The sequence below is a fragment of the Algoriphagus algorifonticola genome, assembly GCF_007655305.1.
GTDB lineage: Bacteria > Bacteroidota > Bacteroidia > Cytophagales > Cyclobacteriaceae > Algoriphagus > Algoriphagus algorifonticola.
In genome coordinates, this window is sequence record NZ_VLOG01000017.1 from 104384 (window position 1) to 116935 (window position 12552).

The 12552-nt window shown below is 38.9% G+C and carries 13 protein-coding genes; 11 read left to right on the top strand and 2 right to left on the bottom strand.

Features of this window, described 5'->3' with window-relative positions; genetic code table 11:
- Nucleotides 1–125 precede the first annotated feature (125 nt).
- Both FL972_RS03250 and FL972_RS03255 read right to left on the bottom strand, forming a co-directional pair.
- Nucleotides 126–1013 carry a M23 family metallopeptidase gene (locus FL972_RS03250; RefSeq protein WP_144603532.1) on the bottom strand — a complete coding sequence of 296 codons (888 nt, stop codon included), beginning with the start codon at nucleotides 1011–1013 and terminating at the stop codon, nucleotides 126–128.
- 220 nt (nucleotides 1014–1233) lie between these two features.
- Nucleotides 1234–1695 carry a nuclear transport factor 2 family protein gene (locus tag FL972_RS03255; protein WP_144603534.1) on the bottom strand — a complete coding sequence of 154 codons (462 nt, stop codon included), beginning with the start codon at nucleotides 1693–1695 and terminating at the stop codon, nucleotides 1234–1236.
- 496 nt (nucleotides 1696–2191) lie between these two features.
- Between FL972_RS03255 and FL972_RS03260 the strand changes: the two genes are divergently transcribed.
- The 11 genes from FL972_RS03260 to FL972_RS03310 all read left to right on the top strand — a co-directional run bounded on the left by FL972_RS03260 (nucleotide 2192) and on the right by FL972_RS03310 (nucleotide 12535).
- On the top strand, nucleotides 2192–2968 hold the full coding sequence (locus FL972_RS03260; protein WP_144603536.1) for a hypothetical protein: 777 nt from the start codon (nucleotides 2192–2194) through the stop codon (nucleotides 2966–2968).
- Nucleotides 2969–2972: 4 nt separating this feature from the next.
- The gene (locus FL972_RS03265) at nucleotides 2973–3875 is read left to right on the top strand and encodes a helix-turn-helix domain-containing protein (protein WP_144603538.1); all 903 of its coding nucleotides are present in this window, start codon (nucleotides 2973–2975) and stop codon (nucleotides 3873–3875) included.
- A 134-nt stretch (nucleotides 3876–4009) separates the two neighbouring features.
- Nucleotides 4010–4990, top strand: a complete 981-nt coding sequence (moaA, locus tag FL972_RS03270; protein ID WP_144603540.1) for a GTP 3',8-cyclase MoaA — start codon at nucleotides 4010–4012, stop codon at nucleotides 4988–4990.
- 1 nt (nucleotide 4991) lies between these two features.
- Entirely contained in the window at nucleotides 4992–6167 is a 1176-nt protein-coding gene (locus FL972_RS03275; protein WP_144603542.1) for a molybdopterin molybdotransferase MoeA, read from the top strand.
- Nucleotides 6167–6904, top strand: coding sequence for a sulfite exporter TauE/SafE family protein (locus tag FL972_RS03280; protein WP_250161272.1), 738 nt, complete (start codon nucleotides 6167–6169; stop codon nucleotides 6902–6904). The genes FL972_RS03275 and FL972_RS03280 overlap by 1 nt, the downstream gene beginning before the upstream one ends.
- Before the next feature lie 20 nt (nucleotides 6905–6924).
- On the top strand, nucleotides 6925–7164 hold the full coding sequence (locus FL972_RS03285; protein WP_144603544.1) for a MoaD/ThiS family protein: 240 nt from the start codon (nucleotides 6925–6927) through the stop codon (nucleotides 7162–7164).
- A gap of 2 nt (nucleotides 7165–7166) precedes the next feature.
- Nucleotides 7167–8231, top strand: coding sequence for a HesA/MoeB/ThiF family protein (locus FL972_RS03290; RefSeq protein ID WP_144603589.1), 1065 nt, complete (start codon nucleotides 7167–7169; stop codon nucleotides 8229–8231).
- Nucleotides 8232–8235: 4 nt separating this feature from the next.
- A complete protein-coding gene (locus FL972_RS03295; protein ID WP_144603546.1) occupies nucleotides 8236–8682 on the top strand; it encodes a molybdenum cofactor biosynthesis protein MoaE in 447 nt (148 codons plus the stop codon).
- 19 nt (nucleotides 8683–8701) lie between these two features.
- A complete protein-coding gene (locus tag FL972_RS03300) occupies nucleotides 8702–9970 on the top strand; it encodes a pyridoxal phosphate-dependent decarboxylase family protein (RefSeq protein ID WP_250161273.1) in 1269 nt (422 codons plus the stop codon).
- Nucleotides 9963–10871 (top strand): bifunctional molybdenum cofactor biosynthesis protein MoaC/MoaB, encoded by a 909-nt coding sequence (gene moaCB / locus FL972_RS03305; RefSeq protein ID WP_144603548.1) that lies wholly within the window; start codon nucleotides 9963–9965, stop codon nucleotides 10869–10871. Before FL972_RS03300 ends, moaCB begins: the two co-directional genes overlap by 8 nt.
- Before the next feature lie 182 nt (nucleotides 10872–11053).
- Nucleotides 11054–12535, top strand: coding sequence for an MFS transporter (locus tag FL972_RS03310; RefSeq protein WP_144603550.1), 1482 nt, complete (start codon nucleotides 11054–11056; stop codon nucleotides 12533–12535).
- The last annotated feature ends 17 nt before the right edge of the window (nucleotides 12536–12552 follow it).

The following is a 12552-nucleotide window of genomic DNA, read 5'->3' on the forward strand; positions in this document are numbered from 1 at the left end:
ACTGTCAGGCTGTAAGGTTTAAAAATAATTTATGAGCAAAACAGATTGATTGATTTCAAATGTTTATCTAAGGAAAAAACCTTCGTTCTGAGAGGGATAAACATTTTTTACTCAAGAGATCAGATTTATTTTTTTGAATATTTCTTAAGCTCTTTTTTATCCATTTCTAGTTGAATAATGTTTTCCGGATGTTTAGCTAGAATATCCTCTGCATCTTGGTCACTTGAAATATTTTTTTGTTCAGAAAAAATAACAACTGGAAAATTCACCCAAAGCATTCCGCTTTCGCTCATCTCCCAATGACTTTGAATCATTTTAACATGATGCAAGTTCTGATTCGGATCGATCGCTGATTCAGCTATTTCCTGTCCTGGAAATACTGTATCACCTATTTCAACTTTTGCTGATTTTTTTTGAAGCCCACTTAATCTGCTGAAACTCCCATCCTCGTGATAAATTTCTATGAAATTTTCTGATTCAAAATTTGAAGGCCCGGAAGCCAAAGGCTCTTGGTCCATTTTAATCTCTGAAACTATTCCCTTCCGTGGGGCACAAATAACTACTGCTTTTTCAAAAAGAAATAAGGTGCCTGTATATGTATTTAAACCCGAATTCTGAGAAGGATGAGACTCAAACCTCAAAGGCCTTATGTTAAATTTAGTTCCTTCTTCAACCGGTGGAAGATATATTGTTTTGTAAAGTGGTCTCTGAAATATATCTCCTTTGAATAGTTTGGTATTATACCGAAAACCAGTTTTTTCATTAGAATAAATGGATTGAAGCTTCACTAAAGTACTTTTTCCGGGGTTAGCAGTTTTGAAAAGAATGTCTCCCTCCAAAGATTCAAGATTTTCTAAAAGAATGAATTCTATTCTTATGGTGTAAGGGATTTTATCGCTGTTTAAACCCAGTAAAGTAAGGTCACGGTTTTGGTCTTGTTCTGCGACTATTTGAACTTGAGCCAAAACAAAATTGGAAAAGAAGGCCATCAATAAAGTAATCAGGTATTTCATCTGTTTATATTTTGATTTTTAGAGGTCAGATAGCTTCTCCCGAACTTGATTCGGGAGAATCTTCGCATTGATTCCCCGATACATCGGGGCGTCTCTCTGTATGTCCCCTTGCGTCGTGCTCGATTTCATCAGGGATTTGTATTTACTTATTATCGCAAATTAACTAAAGAATACTTGATAAGCCTTCCTCTCCATCAATTTTTGTAGCCCACATTAGATTTTACTTTTCAATCTGATGGGTGTCTCTTACACTGCTAAAGGTCAATGCAAGCATTTTCCATCCGGAATTATCTTTTTGATATACCTCAGTCACGGTAAATTCTGTTACTACATCATTCCCTCTAACTTCGGCTGTTAAAGTGATTCTGTTCCATACCAATGCTGTATTGCCGAACAGCTCCACTGCAGTATCATGTACTTTTGCATTTTTATACCAGATACTTCCTGAATCAATGATTTCCAATTCCCGTTCCGTAGTCCAGGTTCCGCTCATATGCACAAACTTGGCTTCAGGGTGAAAGAGCGGCTGCAATTGACTAATGTCCTTTTCCGCCATCCATTTCCACTTGTTCATGGAGAGTTCATAAACTTCCTTTTCAGAGGATTGTTCTGGCTGATTTTGAGCTAAAACAGAAAAATGAAGGCCAATAAATAAGACAAATGGAATGATATAGTTTTTCATATTAATAGTGTTTTTGTTAGGTGTTTTTTAAAGTAAGAATCTTAGTAAGGTGCAATTAGGAGCTCAGCCTAAAAAGAATCGGTTTGATTTTTCAAATCTTTGAATTTCATCTGAGTTTAGGTTTCATTTTTATAATTCTGTGAAAACTTTTTATCGCAAGGATTAAGATTGTTTGCTTCTATCCCGAGTTTATACAAATCCATCATTGGAAATCAAATAGAGAAATTATTAATTCAAAATTAATTGATTTTAAGCAGTATAATTAATTGTTATCAAATAAATACTTACGCTTTTCAAATATATTTCAAGGGGTTTCTTCTCGGTAATTTTATTGATAAATTGATTTTTTCAAGAAATTTATTTTTCGCTTATAGCTATTTAATGTTTGAATTTTGTAATCATCTATTTGATTTTCATTATAAATTAATTGATAAAATTTGGACATTTGTAAGACTAATTTCTCAAATCCCTATTTACCCTCACTTTGAAAAGTTTAATGAAATCAATTACAAAAATTCAGATTTTGATTCTGAGTTTGGTTTTACTCCAAAGTCCTTCCTTTTCTCAGGAAAATCCAGTTGAATCTCAATCACCGATTCGCCATTTTAGTGGAACTATCACAGCAACTAATAATGGTGTCTCTATTATTCCTGCATTTAATTTAGGAAAACCTGCTGCCTTCTTCGACCTCAGTGTAGGAGGGGAAAGATTTTCCTTTGACCCGATGTTTCGATTAGGAATGAATGGAAAGCCATGGACATTTGTTTTGTGGTGGAGATATAAAATTATCAAAGACAAGCGTTTTACTCTAAGTGCAGGTGCACATCCTGCTTTTCTCTTTCAGGATAGGGAGGTAGTAGTGGATGGAGAAGTTCAAAGGATGTTTGTAGCCAATAGATTCCTTGCAGGGGAGATCAATCAAACCTATAAATTCAGCAATAAACTTAGCATGGGTATTTATTATCTTCATGGAACAGGCTTTAATCCAACAGGACCTAAAAACACTGATTTTGTTGCTTTGAATACTGTGATTTCCAATATCAGATTAGGAGGAGACTTCTCCTTACGAATTAATCCGCAACTCTTCTTTCTCAGTGTGGATGAAAATTCTGGAACTTATATCAATTCAAGTTTTACATTCAGCAAAGATGAATTTCCAATTTCATTTCAAACCTTTTTTAATCGAAAAATCAAGTCAGAGGTAGCTGGAGATGATTTGGTTTGGAACATGAGCTTGCTTTACACTTTTAAAAATACCTACGCTAAAAAATAACAAAATGGAAAAGTCAGAGACCTTAGAGGAATTTTATAAACGTAAATTCAATTGGATTCCGGAAAGCCTAAAAAAGGATTTCGGGCATTTTAATATTTTCAGACTTGAGCCTTTTTTCGAAGGTAAAGTAAAAAGTGTCCCATATAGAAAGCGGGATTTTTACAAAGTCATGCTTGTCAAAGGTGCTAGCACAGTTCATTACGCTGACAGAGTGTATGAGGTCAAAAAACAGGCACTGTCCTTTTCCAATCCAATGGTTCCTTATAAATGGGATCACATAGGAGCGCATACTACTGGGGTATATTGTATTTTCAATCCTCATTTCTTCATGAATTATGGCCAAATTCAGCAGTATGAGGTTTTCCACCCAAATGGAACTCATGTGTTTGAGTTAAGTGATGAGGAGGCTCAAGAAGTAGAGGCTATTTTTGAAACGATGCAAGATGAGTTTAATTCTGAATACAAGTACAAGTATGACCGTATTCGGAATTTGGTTTCCGAACTGATTCATTTCGGGATGAAATTGCAACCAGCAGACTTGCAAACTACCCTTCATGGGAATGCATCTTTAAGAATAGCTTCCATATTTCTGGAGCTTTTGGAAAGGCAGTTCCCAGTAGATGAAAGCCACTCCAGTATTCAAATGAGAACTCCCTCAGAATTTGCCAATCAACTCAACATCCATGTCAATCATCTCAATCGCGCAGTGAAAGAGATGACGGGAAAAACTACTTCTCAACTGATTGCCGATAGATTGGTACAGGAATCCAAAATCCTTTTGAAACAAAGTAATTGGAACGTGTCTGAGATTGCCTTCGCTTTAGGATTCAACGAAGTAACTCACTTCAATAATTTCTTCAAAAAGCAGGTCAATTCAAGTCCAACTCAATTCAGAAAAGGCGCCTGAGTCAAGAATCTGGAGAAAATCAGCTTTTACCGAGCTAATTGAATTAAATTACGTTAGAAAAATAAAGTCTCCATTTGTAGAAAGAGGGTGGAGAAAGCATTTCAATCTTTCTAATATTAGATTAAAATCACGGCATGCTCAAAGACAATTTTGGACGTATTCACAATTACCTGAGAATTTCTCTGACGGACAATTGCAATTTCCGTTGCACTTATTGTATGCCTCAGGAGGAAATGGAGTGGATGCCACAATCCAGATTGATGAGTGCTGATGAAATTGTAGAGCTGGCTGAGGTTTTTGTACAACTTGGCGTGACCAAAATCCGATTGACTGGTGGAGAGCCTCTGGTTAGAAAAGATGCTGGTGATATTATTCAAAGGCTGAGTAAGCTTCCAGTAGAATTGTCTTTGACAACGAATGGGATACTGGTTCCAAAATATATCGACCTTTTGAAGGAATCCGGAGTTAAGTCGATCAATGTGAGCTTGGACACCTTGAACCCCGAGAAATTTAAAAGGTTGACGCGTAGAGATCAGTTTCAGCAAGTGTTGGATAGTATCATGCTACTATTGGAGGAAGGTTTTCGGGTTAAAATCAATGCTGTGGCCATGCTGGGGCAGATTGAAGATGAGTTGGTGGATTTTATACAATTGACCAAAAAATATCCCCTTCACATTCGATTCATCGAGTTTATGCCATTTCAGGGAAATAGCTGGGACAGTAAAAAAGTCTTGACGGCCGGAGAGATGTTGAAAATTGCAGGATCTAAGTTGGACTTCAAAAAACTAACCGATAAACCACACAGCACAGCCAAAAAATATAAAGTGTCTGGTTATGCCGGAACCTTCGCTTTTATTACCACCATGAGTGAGCATTTTTGTGGTAGTTGCAACAGGTTAAGATTAACTGCCGATGGGAAGATAAAGAATTGCCTTTTTGGAAAGGATGAGCTGGATTTGCTGAGTAGATTGAGAAAAGGGGAAGGGGTAAGATCTTTGATTCATGAGTCTTTGGCAAAGAAACACGCAGTTTTAGGAGGGCAGTTTTCTGCGGATTATCAACTTACCCAAGCTGATAAAATCGAAAATAGAAGTATGATTAAAATCGGAGGGTGAGATGATTTCAGTTCCTGAGGCAAAAAAAATTCTTCAAAATATCCCTTTGAATAAAAGGTCTCAATTAATTCCTCTCTCTGAGTCTGAAGGATTATTCCTGGGATATGAGGTAAGGTCCTTGATGGACGTTCCTTCTTTTGACAATTCCGCTATGGATGGCTATGCCTTTATTTGGGAAGAAGGACTCAAAGAATTGGAAATAATAGGTGAATCAGCCGCTGGAGGAGATTATTCTCAACAAATAAAGAATGGCCAATGTATTCGAATCTTCACGGGTGCGCCTATGCCAGAAGGTGCAGATTCTGTGATCATGCAGGAAAAGGTGGAGAAGAATGGCGCTAAAATTAATTTTAACCCAGAAGATGCGATTCAGGGACAGCATGTTCGTTACCAAGGAAGTCAATGCAAAAAAGGAGACTTGGTGGCTCAGGCTGGAGCTAAAATAACCCCGGGTCTAATCAGTTTGATGGCTTCTGTGGGAGTAGGGGAAATTCCTGTTTTTCAGCCTCCGAAAGTAAGTATTTTGACCACAGGGAATGAAATAAAAAATCTTGGAGAAATCCTGACTAGGGGTCAAATTTATAATGCAAATGGCCCCGCATTGGATATTTGGTTGAAAAGTCTGGGAATTAGAGAAATCCAGCACTGGCAGGTTCGTGATGAAAAAAAGGCAGTTCAAGATATCATATCTAAGGCCTTAGCGCAGTCTGATTTGGTTTTAATTACAGGGGGAATTTCTGTAGGAGATTACGATTTTGTGAAAGAGGCCTTGGAATTTCATCAAGTTGAACCACTATTTTACAAGGTGAAGCAAAGGCCTGGAAAGCCCCTTTATGCTGGAATGAAAAAGGAGAAATTGGTTTTTGCACTTCCAGGTAATCCTGCGTCTGTTTTATCTTGTTTTTTAAACTATGTCAAGCCGGTAATTGAGTCTTGGAAAGGGAATTCAAAGGCTTGGGATTCATTTGTGGAGTTACCAATTTCGGCGGACTTTGAGAAGCCTATTCCTTTAACTCAGTTTCTTAAGGCCAAAGTTGAAGATGGAAAAATTCATATTCTGAGTGGGCAAGAGTCTTTCAATCTGATATCCTTTGGTACTGCTGATGGATTTGCTGAAATCCCCGAGAAAACCACATTTATCAAAGCTGGACAAACCATCAAATTTTATCCTTGGTAATGGAGACCTGGATGTACTATGCCCTGTTTTTCCTTATGCCATTTGCTGCATTTCTATATGCTTCGGTAGGCCATGGGGGAGCCAGTTCTTACTTGATGATTTTAGCACTGCTAGGTTTTGCTCCGGAGGAAATCCGTCCGACAGCATTGATTTTAAATATGATGGTTTCCATGGTTGCCTACCTGAATTACAGGAAAGCAGGTGTTTTTCCCATGCAACTGTTTTTATCCCTGATTATATTTTCAATTCCGGCAGCTTATCTGGGAGGTACGATATTATTAGATGCGACAGTTTATAAAAAGGTATTGGGCTTTTTATTGATTTTCCCTGTATTAAAATTTGGGGGTGTTTTCCCAATTTCAAAGGATGAGCAGGTAGAAAGAAAATGGTGGATGCCTCCGGTTTTGGGAATTTTGATAGGCTTTGTTTCAGGAATGATTGGAATAGGGGGAGGTATAATACTTACTCCAATAATTTTGATGTTGGGTTGGGCTGGAGTAAAGGAAACTGCTGCTTTAAGTGCGCTATTTATCTTTCTAAACTCAGTAGCAGGTTTTGTAGGAGCGGCGACGTATAAGATTACAGTTTCCCAGGAACTTTGGGTTCTGATACCTTTGACAGTTTTGGGAGGAGCTCTGGGAGCTTATTTGGGTGCCAAACGGTTCTCTGTTAAGGTATTGAAGTATATGTTGGCAGCGGTATTATTATTTGCCTCTGTGAAATTGATTCTTTCTTAATGCATTTCGTAAATTGAATTATGGCTGAGAAACTTATTATTAAAGCATTCGGGATGGTGGCAGAAGAAATTGGCCAATCAGAAATTTGGCTGGACTCTGTCTCTAATACCCAGGAGCTGTTAGCTATTCTTAAAGAAAGATACCCAGGATTGGAAGGGATGAAATTCAGTTTGGCTGTTGACAAAGAGTTGGTATCTGAAAATCAAAAAATCGATGGAGCCAGGGAAGTTGCCCTTTTACCTCCATTCTCAGGAGGTTGATGATGGATAGGTTTGAGCGCCAAGTAATTCTTAGGGAAATAGGTACAGAGGGTCAGACCAAACTTCAAAATGCCTCGGTACTATTAATAGGGCTTGGAGGCCTTGGATGCCCAATCTTAAATTATTTATCAGCTGCAGGAGTTGGGAAAATCGGGTTGGTTGACGGGGATTTGGTATCGATTTCTAATTTAAACCGGCAAACTCTCTATGGTGAAAATCATGTAGGGGAATTGAAGACTGATGTGGCTAGCCGAATTATCAGCAAAAAGTATTCAGATATTAAGCTTGAAGTCTATCCTTTTTTTCTAAACCCAAAAAATGCCTTTGAAGTTATCTCTCAATACGATTTGGTAATAGACGGGACAGATAATTTCCCTACTCGATATCTAGTCAATGATGTTTGCTTCCTGCTCCATAAGCCTTTGGTATTTGGAGCGATTTTTAGGCATGAAGGTCAGGTCTCTGTATTCAACCTTGGCGAAAACGCCTGTAATTACCGGGATCTATTTCCCAATCCCCCTTCCTCAATGGAAGTTCCCAATTGCTCAGAAACTGGTGTTTTGGGGGTTCTTCCGGGTTTGATCGGAACTTTAATGGCTACGGAGAGCATCAAAGTCATCACTGGATACGCGGAAGCGCTCAGGAATCGGGTTTTATTTTTCGACAGCAAAACTTACCAACAATATTTTTTGGATTTAAAGCCAAATGCAGTGGCCAGAAACTTAATTCCAAAATCAAAAAAGGAATTGGAGCAATTGGATTATGAGTTTTTATGCTCAGGGATTCCAATTATCAGTTGGGAGGAAGGACTTAAATCATCCAAAGTCCAGTGGCTGGATGTCAGAGAAAGTCATGAAATGCCTAAATTGAATTTGAATAATCTAATAGAAATCCCATTGAGTGAGTTTTATGATTTAAATCAGGTTCAATTCAATTCTGATCAGGTTTTTGTTTATTGCCAAAGCGGAATCAGAAGCCAAAAAGCAGCCGTAAAGTTGAAAGATCATTTTCCGCACAAAGAGTTTATTTCAATTCGTGGAGGCGTGAATGCCTATCCTAAAAATTAATCTTATGGACAAAGTAAGAACCCCCAAAAACATATTTGTACAAGGAGCTATTTCTCCAGAAAAGATTGCCACTTCTATTGCAAATCATAGTACCAAAACTGAAATAGGTGGGCACTCCATTTTTTTGGGTCAAGTTAGAGCTGACCAAAAAGAGAAAGGAGAAGTCGTCGCTATAGAATATACTGCTTATGAAGAGATGGCTTTGCAAAAAGCATTTGAAATCAGGGAGGCTGTTTTTGCTAAATACCCTCTGACTTGTATGCATATTTACCATAGTTTTGGCGAAGTGAAAGTAGGGGAGATATGTCTGTTTGTATTTACATCTTCCAAACACAGAAAAGCCGCTATCGAAGCCTGCAGTGAGTTGGTTGAGCGCATCAAAGCTGAATTGCCGGTTTGGGGAAAAGAAATTCTGGATTCTGAGGAGCATGTTTGGAAAAAGAATAGTTAAATAAACCCAAATCAGCCCTATGCATATTGACATGAAATTTTGGAAGAAGCTGAACTCGGAACAGCGCTTGGAACGGGTTCAGAGAGCTTTGAAACAAAATGTTGATTTCTCCAAGGATGCCAACCTGGGATATCCTGCATCCAAATTGGACGAAAAGGTATTTGCCAATGAATCTCTTTTTTTGAGAGAAATGCCTGTTTTGAATACCTACATAGCCAACCCAAACCATATTGGTTGCCACACCTTTGGAACTTCAGAGTTTGCTTTCAAAGGTACTCAAGAACTGGAGAGGGAAGTCCTCAATATGATTGCGGTGGACTTGTTCAAAATCGAAGAAGGTAGCTTTGATGGATACATTTCTCCTGGAGGTACTGAGGCGAATATTCAGGCACTTTGGATTTATAGAAATGAATTCATTCAAAAGCTTGGAGCCAAGGTAGAAGAAATCGCTATCCTGGCCTCTGAAGATACTCACTATTCTATCCCAAAAGCAGGCAATTTGCTCATGCTTGACTGGGTAAAGGTTCCTGTTAATTCGGAGACTCGAGCAATGTCAAATGAGGGTCTGGAAAGAGAAGTTAGAAAGGCCATTTGCGATGGAAAAAAATATTTTATTGCCATCGCAAACATGGGGACCACCATGTTTGGGTCCGTGGATGATCCGGTGCCGATAGCGGATGTTTTGAAGGAGTTTCAAGTGCCATTTAGATTGCATATTGACGGTGCTTATGGTGGTTTTGTATATCCCTTCTCAGAAGGTGAAAACCAAATTACTTTTCAAAATCCAGATATCTCTTCCCTAACTATAGATGCCCACAAGATGCTTCAAGCACCCTATGGAACGGGGATTTTTGTTTGTAGAAAAGGTTTAATTGAAAATGTATTAACCAAAGAGGCTCAATATGTTGAGGGTATGGACTTAACGCTTTGCGGGAGCCGTTCAGGGGCTAATGCAGTGGCTGTCTGGACTATTCTAACCACCTATGGCCCACACAAATGGTTTGAAAAAATCTCTGTCTTAAAGATGAGAACAAACTGGCTATGCAGGCATCTGAATGAGTTGGGGATTCCCTTTTTCAGAGAGCCTGAAATGAATATAGTTACACTCAGGGCAGAGGCTGTACCAGACTCAATTGCCCATAAATATAACCTCGTTCCTCAATCTCATTCTGAGGATAATGAGTGGTATAAAATTGTCTTAATGGACCACGTTGAAATCGAGCACTTAAAAGATTTCATCCAGGATATTAAGTCTTCTCAAAAACTACCGGAAACCAAACATGATTGATATTACCCACAAGAGTTCTACTCTGAGAAAAGCTGTAGCAGAAGCCACTGTAAAAGTGTCAAAACCCGAAACGATTCAGGCTGTAAAGGAAAGAAAAGTACCTAAGGGTGATGTGCTTGAAATGGCTAAAACCGCAGGGCTTTTTGCAGCAAAAAGAACAGCGGATATGATCCCGGATTGTCACCCCTTGCCCATAGAGTTTACTGGTGTATCTTATGAAATCGGAGATGAGGAGATCCGGATTTTGGTAGAAATTCATACAATTTACAAAACCGGTGTGGAGGTGGAGGCCATGCACACGGCCTCGGTAGTTGCGCTCACCATGTATGATATGCTTAAGCCATTGGACAAGGGAATCAGTATTGAAAAAATTCGATTGATTGAAAAGAAAGGTGGTAAGTCCGACTTAAATTCTAAGGACTTTTCTTATCTCAAAGGCGCTGTGATTGTTTGTTCGGATACTATCTCTCAAGGAAAAGGCGAGGATAAATCGGGTAAGATTATTCAGGATAAACTCAGCAGCTTTGGCGTACAAGTAGCGGCCTATGAAATCATTCCTGACGAAATAGAAAAAATCCAAGGTTTAGCAAAAAAATACGCTGACGAAGGAATAGACTTAATCATTTTCTCAGGAGGAACAGGTTTGTCTCCAAGGGATGTGACTCCGGATGCTTTGGAATCCCTATTGACTAGAAAAATACCTGGAATTGAAGAAACCATTAGGAATTACGGTCAGCAGCGAGTTCCAACAGCCTTTTTATCCCGCTCTTTAGCTGGAGTGATAGATCAAAGTTTGGTGTTGGCACTGCCGGGTTCATCTGCTGGCGCCAGAGAATCTATGGATGCAGTTTTTCCAGCAGTTTTACATGTCTTTAAAGTGCTTTCCGGAGAAAGGCATTGAGTATTCCGAAAATCATCAAATTTTTAGGCTTGTCAAAATAATCAACCGTTTGCATAGATTTTCCCTGTATTTTCTTTTGAAAGGCTGATTTTCTGAAGGATAAAGTTTGTATGTTAGATGACCTATTTTAAAATCCTGTGGGATTTAAGATGGTATTTAGCAATACATACCCAAAATAATCCATGGCAAAACCACGCCTGTCCTTTTCCCAGATCATTAATATGAATGTCGGATTTTTCGGCATTCAATATAGTTTTGGTTTGCAACAGAGTGCTGTCAATCCCATCTACGATATGTTGGGTGCAGCGCCAGATGAAATCCCCATATTGAACCTTGCAGGGCCGATGACGGGCTTATTGATCCAGCCAATCATTGGTGCATTGAGTGATAATACCTGGAGTCCAAAATTTGGTCGAAGAAAGCCCTTTTTTTTCATAGGCGCCCTTTTCTGTAGTATTACCTTATTCCTGTACCCATTCAGTAGTTCCCTTTGGATGGCTGCTGGATTGCTATGGGTCTTGGATGCTGCCAACAATACTGCTATGGAACCTTATCGGGCTTTGATTGCAGATAAACTTCCTGATGAGCAATATTCTACAGGATTCTTGACCCAAAGCTTTTTTACCGGTTTGGGAATTACGCTAGCCAATATTTCACTTTTTGTATTTCAAAAATATATCACCGGAACAGCAGGTTCTCTCCCTTATTGGGTATACGCTTCTTTCTTTTTAGGAACCATTTGCTCGATCACTACTGTGATGTGGAGTATTTCAAAAACACCAGAAATACCGCCGGATGAAGAGGAACTGAAAGCTCTGAAAAAGCGAACGGAAGGAATGCCTCACCCGGCTATTCAGTTTTTTCTTTCGATTCTAACCACTTTGGTAGCTTATCTGGTCTTTTTCCTATTGCTGATTCCTGCAATCTTTTCCAAAGGATTGATTCGAAGAACCTTGGAAAAAACCAAGGAAAACTCGACTACAAGGGTATTATTTGCCCAAAACATTGAAATCATCGAATCCATCATGGTCATGCCTTCTGTGATGTGGAAATTGGCACTTATTTACCTTTTCCAATGGTATGCCCTTTTTTGCTATTGGCAAAATGCTGCGAAAAGCATTGCTCAATCAGTTTGGAACACAACTCCGACAGGGGATAAGTTGCTGTATGAGGAAGCGGTCGGATGGACAGGCTTGGTGAATGGATGGTATAATATTGTAACCTTCCTTTCAGCCTTCTTTTTAGCAAGTATGGCCCAAAAATATGGCCCTAAAAAGGTGCATTTTATCTGTTTAATTATGGCAGGTATAGGGCTCTTGATTTTTCCCCAACTTGATAATAAATATGCCTTATTTATACCTATGACTGGTTTTGGGATCGCCTGGGCTAGTATGATGGGGGTTCCCTATTTGTTGGTGGTCAATGAAATTCCCAAGGAACGATATGGGGTTTACATGGGGATAATCAATATGATGATTGTGATTCCTATGATTCTACAGACGCTGACTTTTGGCTTTATCTCTAAAACCTTCCTGGGAAATGACCCGGGAATGGCCATAGTATTTGGTGGGGCTTTGCTGCTGATTGCTGCTTTAGCCACTTTAAATATCAAAGAAAATAAAAAAGTAATAACCAATTCCGGAGGTTTCTCCGCAGGGCATTAATGATTTTGACTTAATAT

Excerpts from the sequence above, each read along its gene's own strand:
- FL972_RS03290 (WP_144603589.1), top strand. The coding sequence starts at position 7,167 with ATGGATAGGTTTGAGCGCCAAGTAATTCTTAGGGAAATAGGTACAGAG.
- FL972_RS03255 (WP_144603534.1), bottom strand. The coding sequence starts at position 1,695 with ATGAAAAACTATATCATTCCATTTGTCTTATTTATTGGCCTTCATTTT.
- FL972_RS03250 (WP_144603532.1), bottom strand. The coding sequence starts at position 1,013 with ATGAAATACCTGATTACTTTATTGATGGCCTTCTTTTCCAATTTTGTT.
- moaCB (WP_144603548.1), top strand. The coding sequence starts at position 9,963 with ATGATTGATATTACCCACAAGAGTTCTACTCTGAGAAAAGCTGTAGCA.
- FL972_RS03260 (WP_144603536.1), top strand. The coding sequence starts at position 2,192 with ATGAAATCAATTACAAAAATTCAGATTTTGATTCTGAGTTTGGTTTTA.
- FL972_RS03265 (WP_144603538.1), top strand. The coding sequence starts at position 2,973 with ATGGAAAAGTCAGAGACCTTAGAGGAATTTTATAAACGTAAATTCAAT.
- FL972_RS03310 (WP_144603550.1), top strand. The coding sequence starts at position 11,054 with ATGGCAAAACCACGCCTGTCCTTTTCCCAGATCATTAATATGAATGTC.
- FL972_RS03275 (WP_144603542.1), top strand. The coding sequence starts at position 4,992 with ATGATTTCAGTTCCTGAGGCAAAAAAAATTCTTCAAAATATCCCTTTG.
- FL972_RS03280 (WP_250161272.1), top strand. The coding sequence starts at position 6,167 with ATGGAGACCTGGATGTACTATGCCCTGTTTTTCCTTATGCCATTTGCT.
- FL972_RS03295 (WP_144603546.1), top strand. The coding sequence starts at position 8,236 with ATGGACAAAGTAAGAACCCCCAAAAACATATTTGTACAAGGAGCTATT.
- FL972_RS03300 (WP_250161273.1), top strand. The coding sequence starts at position 8,702 with ATGCATATTGACATGAAATTTTGGAAGAAGCTGAACTCGGAACAGCGC.
- FL972_RS03285 (WP_144603544.1), top strand. The coding sequence starts at position 6,925 with ATGGCTGAGAAACTTATTATTAAAGCATTCGGGATGGTGGCAGAAGAA.
- moaA (WP_144603540.1), top strand. The coding sequence starts at position 4,010 with ATGCTCAAAGACAATTTTGGACGTATTCACAATTACCTGAGAATTTCT.